General features: G+C 63.1%; 16 protein-coding genes and 1 tRNA gene. 12 read left to right on the forward strand and 5 right to left on the reverse strand.

The features are described 5' to 3' along the window. Positions 1 to 11 precede the first annotated feature (11 nt). The gene (locus J1C52_RS04430; RefSeq protein ID WP_227426722.1) at positions 12 to 845 is read right to left on the reverse strand and encodes a prephenate dehydratase; all 834 of its coding nucleotides are present in this window, start codon (positions 843 to 845) and stop codon (positions 12 to 14) included. A 120-nt stretch (positions 846 to 965) separates the two neighbouring features. Between J1C52_RS04430 and J1C52_RS04435 the strand changes: the two genes are divergently transcribed. The 6 genes from J1C52_RS04435 to J1C52_RS04460 all read left to right on the forward strand — a co-directional run bounded on the left by J1C52_RS04435 (position 966) and on the right by J1C52_RS04460 (position 8,636). Beyond that, positions 966 to 1,472 carry a c-type cytochrome gene (locus J1C52_RS04435; RefSeq protein ID WP_227426723.1) on the forward strand — a complete coding sequence of 169 codons (507 nt, stop codon included), beginning with the start codon at positions 966 to 968 and terminating at the stop codon, positions 1,470 to 1,472. 192 nt (positions 1,473 to 1,664) lie between these two features. After that, positions 1,665 to 3,563, forward strand: a complete 1,899-nt coding sequence (locus J1C52_RS04440; RefSeq protein ID WP_370633226.1) for an extracellular solute-binding protein — start codon at positions 1,665 to 1,667, stop codon at positions 3,561 to 3,563. 3 nt (positions 3,564 to 3,566) lie between these two features. Continuing rightward, positions 3,567 to 4,655: a microcin C ABC transporter permease YejB gene (locus J1C52_RS04445; protein WP_227426724.1), complete on the forward strand. Its 1,089-nt coding sequence runs from the start codon at positions 3,567 to 3,569 to the stop codon at positions 4,653 to 4,655. A 3-nt stretch (positions 4,656 to 4,658) separates the two neighbouring features. Then, entirely contained in the window at positions 4,659 to 5,810 is a 1,152-nt protein-coding gene (locus J1C52_RS04450) for an ABC transporter permease (RefSeq protein ID WP_227426725.1), read from the forward strand. Continuing rightward, positions 5,807 to 7,408: an ABC transporter ATP-binding protein gene (locus J1C52_RS04455; protein ID WP_227426726.1), complete on the forward strand. Its 1,602-nt coding sequence runs from the start codon at positions 5,807 to 5,809 to the stop codon at positions 7,406 to 7,408. Before J1C52_RS04450 ends, J1C52_RS04455 begins: the two co-directional genes overlap by 4 nt. 13 nt (positions 7,409 to 7,421) lie before the next feature. Beyond that, positions 7,422 to 8,636, forward strand: a complete 1,215-nt coding sequence (locus J1C52_RS04460; RefSeq protein WP_227426727.1) for a glycosyltransferase — start codon at positions 7,422 to 7,424, stop codon at positions 8,634 to 8,636. On the opposite strand, the gene J1C52_RS04465 is transcribed toward J1C52_RS04460, so the two are convergent. From J1C52_RS04465 to J1C52_RS04475, 3 genes are all read right to left on the reverse strand, one after another. After that, positions 8,633 to 9,334 (reverse strand): dimethylsulfonioproprionate lyase family protein, encoded by a 702-nt coding sequence (locus J1C52_RS04465; RefSeq protein ID WP_227426728.1) that lies wholly within the window; start codon positions 9,332 to 9,334, stop codon positions 8,633 to 8,635. The genes J1C52_RS04460 and J1C52_RS04465 overlap by 4 nt on opposite strands. Before the next feature lie 82 nt (positions 9,335 to 9,416). Continuing rightward, positions 9,417 to 9,542, reverse strand: coding sequence for a type B 50S ribosomal protein L36 (gene ykgO, locus J1C52_RS04470; RefSeq protein ID WP_072247233.1), 126 nt, complete (start codon positions 9,540 to 9,542; stop codon positions 9,417 to 9,419). A 68-nt stretch (positions 9,543 to 9,610) separates the two neighbouring features. After that, positions 9,611 to 9,685, reverse strand: a tRNA-Val gene (locus tag J1C52_RS04475). Between the two features lie 147 nt (positions 9,686 to 9,832). Between J1C52_RS04475 and J1C52_RS04480 the strand changes: the two genes are divergently transcribed. The 6 genes from J1C52_RS04480 (at position 9,833) to J1C52_RS04505 (ending at position 18,363) form a co-directional block, all read left to right on the forward strand. Beyond that, complete coding sequence (locus tag J1C52_RS04480) at positions 9,833 to 10,687, forward strand: N-formylglutamate amidohydrolase (protein WP_227426729.1); 855 nt, start codon at positions 9,833 to 9,835, stop codon at positions 10,685 to 10,687. Positions 10,688 to 10,735: 48 nt separating this feature from the next. Beyond that, on the forward strand, positions 10,736 to 13,246 hold the full coding sequence (locus tag J1C52_RS04485; RefSeq protein WP_227426730.1) for a cation:proton antiporter: 2,511 nt from the start codon (positions 10,736 to 10,738) through the stop codon (positions 13,244 to 13,246). A 70-nt stretch (positions 13,247 to 13,316) separates the two neighbouring features. After that, positions 13,317 to 14,213, forward strand: coding sequence for an oxygen-dependent coproporphyrinogen oxidase (gene hemF, locus J1C52_RS04490; protein ID WP_227426731.1), 897 nt, complete (start codon positions 13,317 to 13,319; stop codon positions 14,211 to 14,213). Positions 14,214 to 14,590: 377 nt separating this feature from the next. Beyond that, positions 14,591 to 16,732 (forward strand): polyribonucleotide nucleotidyltransferase, encoded by a 2,142-nt coding sequence (pnp, locus tag J1C52_RS04495; protein ID WP_227426732.1) that lies wholly within the window; start codon positions 14,591 to 14,593, stop codon positions 16,730 to 16,732. Between the two features lie 33 nt (positions 16,733 to 16,765). Then, positions 16,766 to 17,617: a glycosyltransferase family 2 protein gene (locus tag J1C52_RS04500; RefSeq protein ID WP_227426733.1), complete on the forward strand. Its 852-nt coding sequence runs from the start codon at positions 16,766 to 16,768 to the stop codon at positions 17,615 to 17,617. After that, positions 17,614 to 18,363 (forward strand): FkbM family methyltransferase, encoded by a 750-nt coding sequence (locus J1C52_RS04505; protein WP_227426734.1) that lies wholly within the window; start codon positions 17,614 to 17,616, stop codon positions 18,361 to 18,363. The genes J1C52_RS04500 and J1C52_RS04505 overlap by 4 nt, the downstream gene beginning before the upstream one ends. Before the next feature lie 8 nt (positions 18,364 to 18,371). On the opposite strand, the gene J1C52_RS04510 is transcribed toward J1C52_RS04505, so the two are convergent. Further along, the gene (locus J1C52_RS04510) at positions 18,372 to 18,779 is read right to left on the reverse strand and encodes a hypothetical protein (RefSeq protein WP_227426735.1); all 408 of its coding nucleotides are present in this window, start codon (positions 18,777 to 18,779) and stop codon (positions 18,372 to 18,374) included. Positions 18,780 to 18,841 lie beyond the last annotated feature (62 nt).

The following is an 18,841-nucleotide window of genomic DNA, read 5'->3' on the forward strand; positions in this document are numbered from 1 at the left end:
TTGCGCGGCGCTTACCGCCGCGCGGCATCTGCCGGGTAGGTGCCAAGGATGTTCAGGTAGGACGTGAAATAGCGCAGCTCATCAAGCGCCAGTTTCACGTTGTCATCCTCTGGGTGGCCCTCGATCTCGGCGAAGAACTGGGTCGCGGTGAACGACCCGTTCACCATGTAGCTTTCCAGCTTGACCATGTTCACGCCATTCGTGGCAAACCCGCCCATCGCTTTATAAAGCGCGGCGGGAATGTTGCGCACGCGGAACAGGAAGCTGGTCATCATGCCGTGATCGCCCCGACGGGTCATGTCGGGTTTGGCCGCCATTATCAGGAACCGCGTGGTGTTGTCCGGCCGGTCCTCTATCTGCGGGGCCAGCACCTCTAGCCCGTAGATTTTGGCCGCCATCTCGCTGGCCAGCGCGGCATGGGTCGGGTCGCCCCGCTCGGCCACCTCGCGGGCGGCACGGGCGTTGTCGGAACTGACCACGCCCCGAATGCCGTGATCGCGCAGGAAGGTGGAACATTGCGGCAGGATCACCGGATGGCCATGCGCCTCTTGCACCTGCTCCAGTTTGGCACCGGGCAGGCCCAGCAGGTTCACATGCACACGCACGAATGCCTCGGCCACGATATGCAGCCCGCTTTCGGGCAGCAGCGAATGCACATCGGCCACGCGCCCATAGATCGAGTTTTCGACCGCGACCATCGCCAGCTCTGCCTGCCCGTCGCGCACCGCCGCCATCGTGTCGTGAAAGGTGGCGCAGGGCAGCGGTTCGTAGTCAGGCCGCGTATCGGCGCAAGCCTGATGCCCGTAAGCGCCCAACTCTCCCTGAAAAGCGATTCTGGCAGTCATGTTTCCGCTCGCACCCTTCAAATTCGGCCGAATTGACGATTTGTGACGGTAAGTATCGCTTGAAACCCGGCATGGGAAGCATGTAGATACCCCAAAATCGCTGAGGTTAGGGACTGCGCTATGTTCGACACGATGGTGATAACGAAAACGGTGGCTTCGCTCTGCGGCGCTCTGCTCATCTTTTTGCTGGGCCTGTGGGCGGCAGATGGGCTGTATGGCGCGCATCACGGCGATGAACCGCAAGCCTATGTCATCGACACGGGCGAGGAAGACACCAGCGCCGAACCCGCCGCCGAAGTGACCTTCGAGGAAGCGTTCCAGATGGCCGATGCCGATGCTGGCTCGCGCGTCTGGGGCCAGTGCCGCGCCTGCCACGCGCTGGAAGCCGGTCGCAACGGTGTCGGCCCCTACCTGCACGGCGTCGTGAACCGTCCCATCGGCGCGAACGAGGGCTTCAACTATTCCGGCGCGCTGAACCAGGTCGGCGATGTCTGGACGCCCGAGAACCTGAACACCTTCATCTCTGGCCCGGCCAATGCAGCGCCCGGCACCTCGATGAACTTTCGCGGGATTGCCGATGTGCAGGACCGTGCGAACCTGATCGCCTATATCCAAAGCCAAAGCTGATTGACCGCTTTGCGCGACGCACTCGCAGGCCGTCCGATCCGCTCGGACGGCCTGTTTGCTTTTTGGCACAAACGATCAAAATCACTTGTGAAGCGCGGTGAATCAGCGCGCGCTTGTCGACAGGCGCGCGGAAACACTAAATACTAGGGATCAGCTCCGCGTCAGACGGGGTGCAGCAGGAGGAGTTGCCAGATGTTCCAACGCTTTACACGCGCCGCGATGCTGTCGGGCCTGACCCTTGCACTGCTGGTCCCGCCACTCGCCGCACAAGACGACACGGTCATCCGTGCGCATGGCTACTCTTTCTATGGCGATCTGAGCTATCCGCCCGATTTCACCCATTTCAATTACGTGAACCCCGACGCGCCCAAGGGCGGCGCGATTTCGCTTTCGGCACAGGGCACGTTCGACAGCATGAACCCGTTCACGCGGCTGGGGCGTGCGGGCGCGCTGTCATCGTCGATGTATGAAAGCCTGCTGGAAACGGCGGAACCGATGGGCGGCGGCATGGTGCCGGCCGATGCCTATGGCGAATATTACGGCCTGCTGGCGCACACGGTCGAATACCCGCCCACCAAGGAATGGGTCATCTTCCACCTGCGCCCCGAAGCGCGGTTCTCTGACGGCACACCGCTGACCGCGCATGACGTGGTGTTCAGCCACAACCTGTTCATCGAACAGGGCTTGCCGTCCTACAGCCAGGCCGTCAGCCAGCGCGTGCTGAGCGCCGAGGCGCTGGACGATCACACCGTGCGCTTCACCTTCGCCGACGGCATTTCGCGCCGCTCGCTGATCGACCAAGTCGGCAGCACGCCGGTGTTTTCCAAGGCGTGGTATGAGGAAACCGGCGCGCGGCTGGATGAATCGCGCATGGAAATCTCGCCCGGCTCTGGCCCCTATGTGCTGGACGAGTTCGAGGTGAACCGCTCGATCACCTATCGCCGCGACCCGAATTATTGGGGCGCCGACCTGCCCAACAATGTAGGCCGCCACAATTTCGATGAGATCCGCATCGAGTATTTCGCCGATGGGGCCGCCGCCTTCGAGGGCTTCAAAAGCGGCATCTACACGTTCCGCGCCGAAAACAACTCGCGCCAATGGGCGACAGGTTATGATTTCCCGGCCATCGAGCGCGGTTTTGTCGTGCGGAACGAATTGCCCTCTGGCCTGCCGCCCACACCCACCGGGTTTGTCTTCAACCTTGGCCGCGAAAAGTTCCAAGACCCCCGCGTGCGCGAGGCGATTTCGCTTGCCTTCAATTTCGAATGGACAAACGAAACCCTGCAATACGGCCTGTTCAAGCCGCGCGCGTCCTATACCCAAGGCACCCGCCTGCAAGCCGATGGCCCGCCCGAAGGGCTGGAACTGGCGCTGCTGGAAAGCCTTGGCGATCTGGTCCCGCCCGCCATGCTGACAGAGCCCGCGCGCGTGCCGCATCTGTCCAGCGCCGAGCGCTTGGCGGACCGGGGCAATATCCGCCGCGCCCGCGCCTTGCTGGAGGAAGCGGGCTGGACCGTGGATGACGCGGGCGCGCTGCGCAACGCGGCAGGCGAGCAGATGGTGATCGAAATCCCCGTCTCTTCCGCCGGATCGGCCACGATGGATTCCATCGTCGAAACCTATACCCAGAACCTTGGCCTGCTCGGCATAGACGCGCAGTTCCAGCGGATCGACGCGGCCCAGCACACTGACCGCCGCCGCAACCGCGATTATGACATGATCTTCGACCAGTATGGCGCGTTCATGGATACCGGCACCGGGCTGAACCAGCGATACGGATCGGAAACCGCCGAATTCAGCCTGTTCAACCCGGCGGGCCTTGCCAGCCCCTTGGTCGATGCGATCATCGAGGCCTCTTTGAACGCCGACAGCCCGGAAACCCGCGACGCGGCCCTGATGGCCTTGGACCGTGCGCTTCGGCAGGAACTGATTATGGTGCCCGCATGGTATAACGATACCGTCTGGGTCGCCTATTGGGACGTGTTCAAACATCCCGAAACCATCCCGCCCTTTTCCACCGGAGAGCTGGATTTCTGGTGGTATGACGCCGAGCGCGCGGCCGAACTGCGCGCCGCGGGCGCGCTGAGGTAATCCATGGGCGCCTATATCGCGCGACGCCTGCTTCTCATCATCCCCACGCTGCTGGGGGTGATGATGATCAACTTCTTCCTGGTGCAATTCGTGCCCGGCGGCCCGATCGAGCAGGTGATCGCCCGCATGGAAGGGCAAGGCAACGTCTTTGGCGCGTTCGACGGCGCAGGCGCGGATGTGAACGCGGGCGCGGTCGAAAACGAACGCTACCTTGGCGCGCGCGGCCTGCCCCCCGAATTCATAGAGGAACTGGAGCGCGAATTCGGCTTCGACAAACCGCCGCTGGAGCGGTTCCTGCACATGATGGGGAATTACATCCGCTTCGATTTCGGCGAAAGCTACTTCCGCTCGATTTCCGTGGTCGATCTGGTGCTGGAAAAGCTGCCGGTGTCGATCACGCTGGGGCTGTGGTCCACGCTGATCGCCTATGCCGTGTCCATTCCCTTGGGCATTCGCAAGGCGGTGCGCGACGGCACGCGGTTCGACACCTTCACATCCGGCCTGATTATCGTGGCCTATGCCATTCCCGGTTTCCTGTTCGCCATCCTTTTGCTGGTGCTGTTCGCAGGTGGGTCATATTACCAGATCTTCCCCGCGCGCGGCCTGACATCGCCACAAGAGGTGTGGGACACGCTTTCCCCCATCGGCAAGGTTCTGGACTACCTGTGGCACATCACGCTGCCGGTCATCGCTTCGACCATCTCGGCCTTTGCCACGCTCACGCTGCTGACGAAGAACAGCTTTCTGGATGAAATCCGCAAGCAATACGTCATGACCGCCCGCGCCAAAGGGCTGATGGAAAACCGCGTGCTGTATGGCCATGTGTTCCGCAATGCCATGCTGATCGTGATCGCGGGCTTTCCGGCGGTGTTCGTGGGCGTGTTCTTTGGCGGGTCGCTGATTATCGAGACGATCTTTTCGCTCGACGGTCTGGGCCGCTTGGGGTTCGAGGCGGTGGTCGCGCGTGACTATCCCGTCATGTTCGGCACGCTCTTCGTGTTCAGCCTGCTGGGCCTGTTGGTCGGGCTGCTGTCGGACCTGATGTATGTTTGGATCGACCCGCGCATCGACTTTGAATCGCGAGAGACCTGAGCCATGGATCAGCGCAACTTCTTGCCGCAAGCCGAGGCACAAAGCCGCTTCACGCTGTCGCCGTTGAACCAGCGCCGCTGGGGGAATTTCAAGGCGAACCGCCGTGCCTTCTGGTCGCTGGTGGTGCTGGGCACGCTGTATGTCTTCTCGCTCTTCGCGGAATTCATCGCCAATGACCGCCCCATCATCATCAACTACCAAGGCGAATATTACTTCCCCATCGGCAATTTCTACGCCGAAACCACCTTCGGCGGCGATTTCCGGACAGAGGCGCAATATACCGACCCCGTGGTGCAATGCCTGATCCGCGCGGGCGGGGCGGAACTTTGCTTCGACGACCCGGAGGAAGCGACCGCACAAGCCGCGACCGGGCTGGTCGAGGGCGAAGAGATCACCCAAGGCTGGATGATCTGGCCGCCCATCCCCTATAGCTACGACACGGTCAACGACATCGGCCGCGCCGCCCCCTCGCCGCCCGATGGCAACCACCTGCTGGGAACGGACGACACCGCGCGCGATGTTCTGGCGCGCATCATTTACGGGTTCCGGCTGTCGATAAGCTTTGCCATCGTGGTCACGGCCCTGACCTCTGTCATCGGCATCGCGGCGGGCGCGGTTCAGGGCTATTTCGGCGGGGTTCTGGACCTCTTGTTCCAGCGCGTGATCGAGCTTTGGAACTCTGTCCCATCCATCTACATCATCATCATCATCTCCAGCATGGTGGCGATGAATTTCTGGCTGCTCGTGTTCCTGATGACGCTCTTCGGCTGGACCGGGCTTGTGGGCGTGGTTCGCGCCGAATTCCTGCGCGCGCGCAATTACGAATACGTCCGCGCCGCCAAAGCCTTGGGCGTGTCGAACGCGCGGATCATGTTCCGCCATGTGCTGCCCAACGCGATGGTTGCCACCCTGACCTTCCTGCCCTTCATCATCACCGGCGTGATCGGATCGCTTGCCGCGCTGGATTTCCTTGGCTTCGGCCTGCCGTCCTCCGCCCCATCGCTTGGGGAGTTGACGCTTCAGGCCAAGAACAACCTGCAAGCGCCGTGGCTGGGCTTTTCGGCCTTTTTCACCTTCGCGATCATGCTGTCGCTTCTGGTCTTCATCTTTGAAGGGGTGCGCGACGCGTTCGACCCCAGAAAGACGTTCAAATGAGCTTGCTGAACGTCAAAGACCTGAACGTCACCTTCATGCAGGATGGCCAGCCCGCGCGTGCCGTGCGCGGCGTGTCGTTCCATGTAGAGCAGGGCGAAACGGTTGCGCTGGTGGGTGAATCCGGGTCGGGAAAATCGGTGAGCGCATTGTCTTGCGTGGGGCTGTTGCCGGATGCGGCGCAGGTAGGCGGATCCGTCACCTTCAAGGGCGAGGAACTGATCGGCGCAAGCGATGCCAAGCTGCGGCAGGTGCGCGGCAATGACATCAGCTTCATCTTCCAAGAGCCGATGACGTCGCTGAACCCGCTGCACACGATTGAAAAGCAGATCGCCGAAAGCCTGTCGCTGCATCAGGGCTTGTCGGGGTCTGCCGCGCGCGCCCGCGTGCTGGACCTGCTGAACAAGGTGGGTATCCGCGATGCGGAATCCCGGCTGTCGGCCTATCCGCACCAGCTATCGGGCGGGCAACGCCAGCGCGTGATGATCGCCATGGCGCTGGCCAATGGCCCAGAATTGCTGGTCGCGGATGAACCGACCACGGCGCTGGATGTGACCATTCAGGCGCAAATCCTCGAACTGCTGGTCGATCTGAAACGTGCCGAGGGGATGAGCCTGTTGTTCATCACCCATGACCTGAACATCGTGCGCCGATTTGCCGACCGTGTCTGTGTCATGCAGCAGGGCCAGATCGTCGAACAGGGCAAGACATCCGAGATTTTCGCCAATCCCCAGCACCCCTATACGCGCAAACTGCTGGCCGCCGAACAGCATGGCGCGCCCGCCCCTGTGCCCGATGGCGCGGCAGAGGTGTTGCGCACCGATGGTTTGCGCATCTGGTTCCCCATTCATCGCGGGTTCCTGCGCCGCACCGTGGGGCATGTGAAGGCCGTCAATGGGGCCAGCCTGACGCTGCGCGCGGGCGAAACACTGGGCATCGTGGGCGAATCCGGGTCGGGCAAGACCACGCTTGCACTGGCCATCCTGCGGTTGATTTCCAGCGAGGGGCCGATCTGGTTCAACGGCACCGACATTCAGGGCCGCAAATCTGCCGAGCTGCGCAGCTTGCGGCGCGACGTGCAGATCGTGTTCCAAGACCCGTTCGGCAGCCTTAGCCCCCGCATGACAGTGGAACAGATCATCGCCGAAGGCTTGGGCGTGCATGGTATCCCCACCGGGCGGTCCGAGCGCGAGCTCGTGGCAGAGATCATGACAGAGGTTGGACTGGACCCCGCCACGATGGAACGCTACCCGCATGAGTTTTCCGGCGGGCAGCGCCAGCGCATCGCGATCGCGCGCGCCATGATCCTGCGGCCCAAGCTGCTGGTGCTGGACGAGCCGACCTCGGCGCTGGACATGACCGTGCAGGTGCAGATCGTGGAACTGCTGCGCGACTTGCAGCGCCGTCACGGGCTGGCCTATCTGTTCATCAGCCACGATTTGCGCGTGGTGCGGGCGCTGTCGCACAAGATCGTGGTCATGAAACAGGGCGATGTGGTGGAAAGCGGCACGGTCGACCAGGTGTTCGATGCCCCGCAAAACCCCTACACCCGTGCCCTTCTGGCCGCCGCGTTCGACATGACCGCCATCGGCGCGGACTAAGGGGGGTAATGGCTTGAAAATTCTGTTCGTGCACCAGAATTTTCCGGCCCAGTTCAAGCATCTGGCCCCTGCCTTGGCCGCGCGCGGGCACGAGGTTGTGGCGCTGACCGCGGAAAGCAACCAGCAACAAAGCCCCGTCCAGATCTATCGCTACCCCATGCCCGACCCGGCCCCCGCGCCGGGACAGGCGCGGCTGGCCACGACCTATATGGCGATGACCGACCGCGCCCACCGCGTGGGTCGCGCCGCCTTTCAATTGCGCGACAAACTATGCTTTGTGCCCGATGTGATCTTTGGCCATACCGGCTGGGGCGAAACCCTGTTCCTGAAAGAGGTGTTCCCCGACGCCCGCTTGCTGGCCTATGCCGAATTTTTCTATGGCACGCGCGGGCTGGATGTGGGGTTTGATCCCGAATTCAGCGCGCAGGACCAGTTCTCGGGCTTTCCGGTAATTGCGCGGCAGGCACATCTGGCGCTGGCCATGGTGCAGGCCGATGCCGGGCTTGCCCCCACCGAATGGCAGGCCGATACCTTTCCGCCAGAGCTGCGCGACAAGATCACAATCACCCATGACGGCGTCGATACCGATGCACTCAGACCTGACCCGCAGGCGCAGATCACGCTGCCGAACGGGCGGCACTTGCGCGCGGGCGACGAGGTGCTGACCTATGTCACCCGCAATATCGAACCCTATCGCGGCTCGCATATCTTCATCCGCAGCCTGCCGCAGGTTCTGGCGGCTCGGCCCGGCGCGCAGGTGGTCATCATCGGCGGCGACGGGGTCAGCTATGGCGCGGCCCCGGCCCAAGGCACATGGAAGGAGCATTTCCTGTCGGAGATCGCGGGCACACCGGGGCTGGAACGGGTGCATTTCGTGGGGCGCGTGCCTTACCGCGATTACGTCACGCTCATGCAGGTCTCACGCGCCCATGCCTACCTGACCATCCCCTTCGTGCTGTCATGGTCGCTGCTGGAATCGATGGCCATGGGCGCGCATGTCGTAGCCTCGCGCACCGCGCCGGTGGAGGAGGTGGTGGTCGATGGCGTGAACGGCCAACTGGTCGATTTCTTCGATATAGACGCATGGTCCGAGGCCTTGACCACCGCCCTCGCCCATCCCGAACGCTTTGCCGCGCGGCGCGTGGCCGCGCGCAAAACGATTGTCGAAAATTACGACCTGAAGCGCATCTGCCTGCCCCGGCTGATCCGCTTTGTCGAAGGCGACTAGCGCCGCGCTTTCGGCGCGCGGCTGAACACCATTTTCTGGTTGGCCAGCTTGTCGGTCGCCCCCATCCACGCATAGGCCAGAAGCGACGGTTCGTGATCGGCCACGGTAATGCGGTGCAACTGCCCCGGCTGGTTGAAGATCAGCGAACCGGGCGCATAGACCCCTTGGTCGTTTTCCGACACCGCGCCCGACAGGCACAGGTAGCTTTCGGTTATCCCGTCATGCGCATGGGCGGGGTAGGTGCAGCTTGGCGCAAACAGCACCAGCCCTAGGATCACTTCGTTGGTCACAACCGGGCCGGTGGGGCCGACCAGTTCGGCATAAGCATATTTCTGCTCCAGCCCGCGCGGCACTTTTTCATACCCGTATTGCCATTGCAGCCGGTCATGGATGGCGTCGATCGTGCGGATGAAGGCCGAGTGCCGCGCCTCGCGCCCTTGGTCCAGCGCGCGGCGGAAATGCTTGGTGACTGGCTTCTCCATGGGCGACAATTCGGCAATCGGCGCATTTGCCTTTATCACCCGCGCCACGCGTTCACGCACCGCGCGCTGATGGGCGCGGATCTTGGCGCTGCCGCCGGCAGGCAGATCGCGGTAAAGTTCGTAGAAATCGCGCAGCAGATAGCCCCATTCGGGGCGGTCCGACAGGCGCGGCTGTAACGCCGAAGCGGGCGCGGGGGTGATTGCGGACTCGGTCATGCCCCGACCCTAGCCGTGGGCCAAAGAAAAACGCCGCCCCAAGCGACAGGGCGGCGTCAAATCCCGACAGACATGGCTGAAATCAGCCCTGACGTGCCTTGAATTTCTTTTGGGTCTTGTTGATGACGTAGACCCGGCCTTTACGGCGCACGATCTGACAATCACGGTGGCGCTGCTTGAGCGACCGGAGCGAATTCTTGACCTTCATCGGTCTTCTCCTTCTCGCGGCGCGCGAGCGCCTGCCTCTGATTCTGTCCTGCGCAAGCAGGGGTGAAATGGTGGGCACGACAAGGTTCGAACTTGTGACCCCTACGATGTCAACGTAGTGCTCTACCACTGAGCTACGCGCCCGACTGGTCTGACATGCGCCCCAAACAAAAGGGACGCGGGCCACGACCGCGTCTGTAAGGCGGGTCTATAAATAGAGTCGCGGGCAGGATCAAGGGCTTTCGCAAGGGGAAATTCGCGCTATAACCCGATATGACAAGGAAATTCGGAATGCAGGCTTATCAGTTCATAGCAGCGGCCCCTGCAACGACGGCGGTTCTCTTCGCCTCGCCCCATAGTGCGCGGGCTTATCCGCCCGAATTTCTGCAAGCGTCGCAGCTGGATGAACTGTCGTTGCGCTCGTCAGAGGACGCCTATGTCGACATGTTCCTGCGGTCCGCGCCAGCGGCCGGGGCGCATGTTCTGCTGGGCGGTGTGCCGCGCGCCTATGTCGATTACAACCGCGCCTCTAGCGAGCTGGACCCAGCGCTGATTTCCGGCATCGCGGTGCGGGCGATGAATGCGCGTATCAGCTCCGGCCTTGGGGTTATCCCGCGCGTGGTCGCCGGGGGGCGCGCGATCTATTCCGGCAAGATCACCCGCGCCCAAGCGCAAGACCGCCTGCGCAGCTATTGGCAGCCCTATCATGACAAGCTTGCCAGCCTTATGGCCGACAATGCCGAAACCTTTGGCCGCGCCATCCTGATCGACATGCATTCCATGCCGCGCGACGCGGTGACAACGCGCAACGCCACCCGCCCCGACGTGGTGCTGGGCGACCGCTTCGGCGCGTCCTGCCATTCCGACATTGTCGATGCGATTGCCGCCATCTTCACAGCCGCCGGGCTGCGGGTTGCCCGCAACGCGCCTTTTGCCGGGGCCTATATCGCCCAGCGCTACGGCCTGCCCTCTGTCGGGCAACATGTGGTGCAGGTCGAAATCGACCGTGGCCTTTACCTGAACGAGGCCCGCGTTACCCCCAGCGCCGATTTCGACTCGTTCCAGACGCTTATGGACAGCGCCGTCACCGCAATGGCCGAAATCGGGCGCGGCGCGGGGAAAATGGTGGCACTGGCCGCCGAATAGGGCCACGCCGCTTTTCATCCGCAAGCTTCTCGCGCTACTCTGGTCGCCATGGATATCATCGCCCTTGTCGGCGCGGTTGCGCTGCTGTTCATCGTGATCGGCGTGTCGGAACCGTTGTCGGAACGGTTGCGCCTGCCGTTCACGGTGATTCTGGCCATCATGGGGGCGCTGATCGGGGCCACCGCGCTGACGCTGGCGACCTCTGGCCTGGGCGACACGCTCAGCCCGATGGTGCGCCGCCTGCTGGACCTGCCCATCCGCTCGAACATCTTCCTGTATGTGCTGCTGCCCACGCTGCTGTTCCAGGTGGCGCTGATGGTCAATGCACGGCGCATGTTGGACGATTGGGTGCCCATCCTTGTCATGGCGGTGGGGGCGGTGCTGGTGTCGACCGTGGTCATCGGCTACGCGCTGACGCCTTTCACCGCGCTGCCGCTGGCGGCTTGCCTGCTGATCGGGGCGGTCGTATCCACCACAGACCCGTCGGCGGTGGTCAGCATCTTTCGCAACATCGCCGCCCCGCAGCGCCTGACCCGCATTGTCGAGGGCGAAAGCCTGCTGAATGACGCCGCCGCCATCGCGCTGTTCGGCTTTTTCCTGTCCTTCGTCATGCTGGGCGTGCCGAACCCAACGCTGCAAGAGGCCGCGCTGACCTTTCCGTGGCTGATCGGGGGTGGCGTGGCCATCGGCTGGATCGTGGCGCGCGTGGCCATTGCACTCATGGCGGTGCTGCCCAGCTACCCGCGCGCGCAAGTGTCGGTCAGCGTGGCGTTGCCCTATTTGACCTACATCGCCGCCGAGCAATACCTGGGGGCGTCGGGCGTGATCGCGGTCGTCGTCTCTGGCCTTGTGTTGAACCTGCAAGGGCCAAGCCGGCTGACACCGCTCAGCTGGGGCTACCTGCGCGAGGTCTGGGATCTGCTGGCCTATTGGGCGGGCGCGTTCATCTTCATTCTGGCCGCGCTTCTGATCCCGCGCCTGATGGGCGATCTGCGCGCAAGCGACCTGTTCCTGATCGGGGTGATCGTGTTTGCCGCCATCGTCGCGCGGGCGGTCATGCTGTTCGGAGTGCTGCCGATCCTTGGGCGGATGAAACTGTCGCCGCAGGTGGATGTCAGCTACCGATCAGCCATTCTATGGGGCGGCTTGCGCGGCGCGGTCACGCTGGCACTAGCGCTGGCGGTCACGGAAAGTGCGCTCGTGCCCCCCGCCATCAAGCGAGAGGTGGGCATTCTGGCAACGGGCTTCACCCTGTTCACGTTGCTGGTGCAGGGCACGACGCTGCGCTGGGTCATTTCGCGGCTGGGGCTGGACCGCCTGCCCGCGCTAGACGAAGCCTTGTCGCGGCAGGTGATTGCCGTCGCCCTTCAGAACGTGCGCGAGGAAATCGCCGAAATCTCGCGCGATTACCGCCTTCCGCAAGAGGTGATCCGGTCAGAGGCCAAGCGCTTCGCCGCGCGGCTGGACGGCGCGGTGTCAGAGGCCGAGAGCGTCGACATTCCCGACCGCGACCGCATCACGCTGGGGCTGGTGGCACTGGCCGGGCGCGAACGCGACCTGATCTTGGAAAATTTCCGTCAACAACTTTTCTCGTCGCGGTTGGTGGAAAGCATGTTGTCGGATGTGGACAGCCTGATCGAACGCACCCGTCTGGGCGGGCGCGACGAATACCGCGCCACCGCGCGCCGCGCGCTTGGGTTCGGCGGGCGCTACCGCATGGCCGTGTGGCTGAACAACCGCCTGCGCTGGTCCGCCCCGCTGGAGGTGATGACCGCCGACCGCTTCGAGCGCTTGCTGAACCAGCAACTTGTGCTGGACGAATTGCACAGTTTCATCGCGGGCAAGATCCGGCGCATTCATGGCCGCCGCGTGGCCGACTTGCTGGCCGAATTGCTGCGTCGCCGCTGCGAGGAAACCGACAACGCCATCGAAGGCCTGCGCCTGCAATATCCGGGCTATGCCGAGGAAATCGAGCGCCGCTTCATCCGCCGCACCTCGCTTCGGCTGGAAGAGCGCGAATATGAAACGCTCTTTGCCGACGGGCTTATCAGCCGCGAAGTGTTCACCACCCTGCGCGACGGGCTGAGCGATGCGCGCAACGCACTCGACAAGCGGCCAAGGCTGGATTTTGCCCTGCAACGCGAAGAGGTGCTGCGCGCTTTCCCGGTCTTTGCCACCATGCCAGAGGAAAGCCGCAAAAGCCTCGCCCGCGCGCTCAAGACGCTTTACGTCGAACCCGGCCGCGTTTTGATTCGCAAAGGCGAAGTGCCGCGTTCGGTCTATTTCATTGCCTCTGGCGCGGTCGAGATGGAACGCCGCGGCCAGAAGCTACGGCTGGGCCGGGGCGAGTTTTTCGGCCATCTGGGTATGCTCAGCGGCCAGCCCCGCCGCGCCATGGTCGCGGCCATCACCCATTGCACGCTTTTCGCGCTGGACGAGGCCAAGTTCCGCAACCTTCTGGCCCGCAACGAAGCCTTGCAGCAAGAGGTCGAGGCCAGTGCCATCGCGCGCGGTGCCAATGTCGAACGCATCATGGCACCGATCCGCAAGCGGGCGTAACTGTCAGGCTGGCTTGTCACGACCGCCCGCGCATGGCACACCATGAAAAACCACACGAGAAAGCGCCGCAATGACCGATCCGAATTTCGACGACCGCAAGCAACGTGCAGCCGCGTGGTTCCGCGAGCTGCGCGATCAAATCGTTGCGGCGTTTGAAGCGGTCGAGGACAGCCACACCACCGGCCCGATGTCGGACCGCGCGCCGGGCCGGTTTGAAGTGACCGACACCAAGCGCCACGCGCCCGACGGGTCCGACGCGGGCGGCGGCTTGATGAGCGTCATGCGCGGCGGGCGCGTGTTCGAGAAGATCGGCGTCAATGTCTCTGCCGTCTATGGCCAGTTGGGCGATCAGGCGCAGCGGTCCCTGACCGCGCGCAAGGAAATTCCGGGGCTGGAAGACGACCCGCGCTTCTGGGCCAGCGGTATCTCTCTGGTGGCGCATATGCAAAACCCCCACGCCCCTGCCGTGCACTTGAACACCCGTATGTTCTGGACCCCCGGCGCGTGGTGGTTCGGCGGCGGCACCGACCTGAACCCCTGCATCGAATACCCAGAGGACACGGCCGATTTCCACGCCACGCTGAAGGCGCATTGCGACCCGCATGGGGCCGATCTGTATCCGCGTTTCAAGGACTGGGCGGATGAGTATTTCTACATCCCCCACCGCAAGCGCGCGCGCGGCGTGGGCGGCATTTTCTACGACGATTATTGCACCGGCGACTGGGAGGCCGATTTCGCCTTTACCCAAGACGTGGGCAAATCCTTTCTGCCCGCGTTTCTGGCGCAGGTCGAACGTCGTCGCGGGATGGCTTGGACCGACGCCGACAAGGAAACCCAGCTTATTCATCGCGGGCTATATGCCGAATACAACCTTGTCTATGACCGGGGCACCAAGTTCGGCCTGCAAACCGGCCACGACCCAGACGCCGTGCTGATGAGCCTGCCGCCCTTTGCGCGCTGGGTGTAGCCTACACATTCATTTCAGGCGCGGAATCAAGGCGCATCGCGCCGCCGCGCCATCGGCGGGCCGTCCCGCGGCCTGCCGATTGGGAGGGTGTCGCGATTGCGTTCAAATCGAGGATGAACATGGCCGCCATAAAGCACTGCTGCTCGAAGGTCGCATCGGCAGTCCCCGGCCCGCCGCTGGCGCGGCATCCCAAAGGTGGTTAGGCCAAAACCCCCACTTTCGCACAGCCAAATTTTCCTGTATGGCACGGGCCATCTGAGACGTGACGCTTCGACCCCGGCGTGATGCACAAGGATTGGGGTCGGCGGCAATGGGGCCGCCATTCACATCAGGAGATCCGGGATACGCCCGGAAGTGCTCCGACGAGGATATGACGTATGTTCAACATCACCAAGAAATCCATCCAGTGGGGCCAGGAAACGCTCACACTGGAAACCGGCAAGATTGCCCGTCAGGCTGACGGTTCGGTCATTGCCACGCTGGGCGAAACCAGCGTCATGGCGAACGTGACCTTCGCGAAAGAAGCCAAGCCCGGGCAAGACTTCTTCCCGCTGACCGTGCATTACCAGGAAAAATACTACGCAGCCGGTAAAGTGCCCGGCGGCTTCCTGAAGCGCGAAGCGCGCCCGTCCGACAAGGAAACCCTGACCTCGCGCCTGATCGACCGCCCGATCCGCCCGCTATTCGTCGAGGGCTTCAAGAACGAAGTTCTGGTCATCTGCACCGTGCTCAGCCACGATCTGGTCAATGAGCCCGACGTGGTGGCCATGATCGCCGCCTCTGCCGCGCTGACCATTTCCGGCGCGCCCTTCATGGGCCCGATCGGCGCCGCGCGCGTGGGTTTTGTCGATGGCGAATATGTCCTGAACCCCGAATGCCAGGACATGGAAAAGCTGCGCGAGAACCCCGAGCAGCGTCTGGACCTTGTCGTCGCGGGCACCAAGGACGCCGTGATGATGGTCGAATCGGAAGCCTATGAGCTGTCCGAGGCCGAAATGCTGGGCGCGGTGAAATTCGCGCATGAAAGCTATCAGCCGGTGATCGACCTGATTATCGAGCTGGCCGAAGAAGCCGCGAAAGAGCCGTTCGACTTCACCCCCCCGGATTATTCCGAGCTGTATGCCGCTGTCAAAGCCGCTGGCGAAAGCCTGATGCGCGCCGCCTTCGCGCTGCGCGACAAGCAAGAACGCGTCGCCGCCATCGCAGCCGCCCGCGACGCGATCAAGGCATCGCTGAGCGAAGAGCAGCTGGCGGACAGCAACCTCGGCTCCGCCATCAAGAAGCTGGAAGCATCCATTCTGCGCGGTGCCGTGGTCAATGGTCAGCCCCGCGTTGACGGGCGCGACACCAAGACCGTGCGCCCCATCGTGGCCGAAACCAGCCTTCTGCCGCGCACCCATGGCTCTGCGCTGTTCACCCGTGGCGAAACCCAGTCGCTGTGTGTGACCACACTGGGCACCGGCGATGATGAGCAATTCATCGACGCGCTGACCGGCACCAGCAAATCGAACTTCCTGCTGCACTACAACTTCCCCCCCTACTCGGTGGGCGAGGTTGGCCGCTTCGGCCCTCCGGGACGTCGTGAAATCGGCCATGGCAAACTGGCATGGCGCGCGTTGCAGGCGGTTCTGCCGGCGGCGACCGACTTCCCCTATACCATCCGTCTGGTGTCCGAGATCACGGAGTCCAACGGGTCGTCCTCCATGGCCACCGTCTGCGGCGGCTCGCTGTCGATGATGGATGCGGGCGTGCCGCTGAAAGCGCCGGTCGCCGGTGTGGCCATGGGCCTGATCCTGGAAGATGACGGCCGCTTCGCCGTTCTGACCGACATCCTTGGCGACGAAGACCACCTTGGCGACATGGATTTCAAAGTGGCCGGGACCGCCGATGGGATCACGTCCTTGCAGATGGACATCAAGGTCGCGGGCATCACGTTTGAAATCATGGAGCAGGCACTGGCCCAAGCCAAGGATGCGCGGATGCACATCATGGGCGAAATGGCCAAGGCACTGACCGCGCCGCAGGGCTTCAGCCAATACGCGCCCAAGATCGAAACCATGCAGGTGCCCACGGATAAAATCCGCGAAGTCATCGGCACGGGCGGCAAGGTCATCCGCGAGATCGTGGAAGTGTCGGGCGCGAAGGTCGACATCAACGATGACGGTGTCATCAAGATCGCCTCGAACGACGCGGAAGCCATCAAGAAGGCCCATGACATGATCTATTCGATCGTGGCAGAGCCGGAAGTCGGCAAAATCTACACCGGTAAGGTCGTGAAATTGGTCGATTTCGGCGCGTTCGTGAACTTCTTCGGCAAGCGCGACGGCCTGGTGCACGTGTCCCAGATCGAGAACCGCCGCCTGAACCATCCGTCGGATGTGCTGAAGGAAGGTCAGGAAGTGAAGGTCAAGCTTCTGGGCTTCGACGATCGCGGCAAGGTCCGTTTGGCCATGAAAATGGTCGATCAGGAAACCGGCGAAGAGATCGTCGCGTCGAAAGACGACTCCGCCGACGCCTGACACCATCGCGCGGGAAGCACATTGGACACGGCTGTGAACAGGGTGACGATCGTCACCGTCGCGTATAACAGCGCCAAGGTGCTTCCCGGTATGCTGGGGTCCCTTCCCGAAGGGGTTCCGGCGATCATTGTCGACAACGCCTCTACCGACACCGGCATGTTGCGTGGTCTTGTCAGGCCGAACGTGTCGCTTCTGGAACAGCCCGAAAACACCGGCTTCGGGCGGGCCTGCAACGCGGGCGCGGCACAGGCCAAGACCGAATTCCTGCTTTTCCTGAACCCCGATGCGCGGCTTGTGCCCGACACGCTGGCGCAGCTTGTCGCCGCCGCCGACCGCTACCCGGATGCCGTGGGCTTTAACCCGCGCTTTACCGACGATGCAGGTGTACCCGCCTTCAAACGCACCTGCCACCTGCTGCCCCGGTCCGACTGGATGCCGCGCGGCCAGCCTGCCGCCGATTGTGACCTGCCGGTGCTGTCCGGGGCCGCGATTTTCGTGCGCCGGGCCGATTTCGAAGCGGTAGGCGGGTTCGATCCCAACATTTTCCTGTTTTTCGAAGATGACGACCTGTCGCTGCGCCTGCGCAAACGTGGCCGGTTGATGTTCATCCGCGACGCGCTTGTGCAGCATACCGGCGGCGGCGCATCGGTGCCTAACCCGCGCGTGGAATGGCTGAAAGCGTGGCATTTTGGCTATTCGCGCATCTATGCCTCGCGCAAGCATGGGCGGCGCTTTGCCTTTGCCAAGACCCTCGTGCGCGCCATTCCCCGCGCGCTGTCGCCGCGTGTCTTGTTTTCGGCGGCGCATCGTGCAGAAAGCTGGGGCTATCTGGGCGGCATCGTCTACGCCCGGCTTGGCCGCCCCAACCCAGGAGATCGGATATGAAATTCATGAAACGGCCGCGGCGCTTGGCCCTTCTCTGGGTGTTGGAACGGTTCGGCATCTCGACCGAGGTGTTTTACCCCTACGGGGTCGAAGTGCATGTGCCCAAGCATTCCGACCTATCCATGCGCTACAACCTTGTGCGCAAGCGCCCATACGAGGTGGGCGAGGCGCGGATGATCCAGAACTTTCTGAAACCCGGCACGCATGTGGTGGAGCTGGGTGGCTGCGTGGGGGTCATCTCAGCGCTGATCCGCCACGTCATCGGCCCCGATGCACAGCATGTGGTGGTCGAGGCTGACCCCGATCTGGCGCAGGTTTGCGGCGCGAATGCCGCGCGCGAAGCACGGCCCGGCGCGATGACCTTGGTCAACGCCGCGGTGGATTATTCAGGCGCGCAGACCGTGCGTTTCGCCGCAGGCCATAACGCGCATGTCGGCCATATTGCCGAGGATGGTGAAGATGGCCGCGACGTGCCGACCACCACCCTTGCCGCGCTTATGCCGCACCTGCCGCAGGACGGCGAAGCGGCCCTTGTCTGCGACATCGAAGGGGCAGAACTGGCACTTTGCGCCACCGATGCCGCGCATCTTGCGCGCTTCGATCTGGTCATTCTGGAAACCCACCCGAACGTGTATCCTGCTGGTGTATCGGATCTGAACCGGATCCGTCAGCAGATGGACACCGCCGGGTTCGAGGTGATCGACGAATACGAGCAAGTCATCGGCTTTCGCCGCCGCGCGGCCTAGACGCATCGTCAGGCGTGCGTATCCAATGCGGGCGGCTGATCTTTCTCGGAATCCATCCGGCTAACGTTTCTGTAGCCCTCGACCTCTGGCGCTGGCAGCGGTGCCTCCGATTCTTCTTGAATTTCCGACAAATCAGGCGGGTCATTGCGCGTTTCGCGCATGTGCTGGAGGACGTTCACCTCGAACGTGGGGGGTGGCCCGACCAGCCGGTCGCGCTTGTCCGGCACCGGCAAGGTATCGCGCTGGCCCGCAAGGTCGGTGCGGCTAGCGGCCTTGGCCTGCTGCACGGCGGCTTGGGTCAATGTGGCGCTGACGGGTGCCGGGCCGCGCGGGCCGGACATGGCCGCCAATGCGACCGGGTCGCGCGGCGGCAAGGCGGAAGAGGACGCGCCGGAAATTGGCGGAATCTGTGACATATGGCCCCCCGATGATACGGAAAACAGCTCAAGTCACTTACGCTATCTGATTCGCCTTAACA

This window comes from Roseibaca sp. Y0-43 (genome assembly GCF_020667835.1).
Lineage (GTDB): Bacteria > Pseudomonadota > Alphaproteobacteria > Rhodobacterales > Rhodobacteraceae > Roseinatronobacter.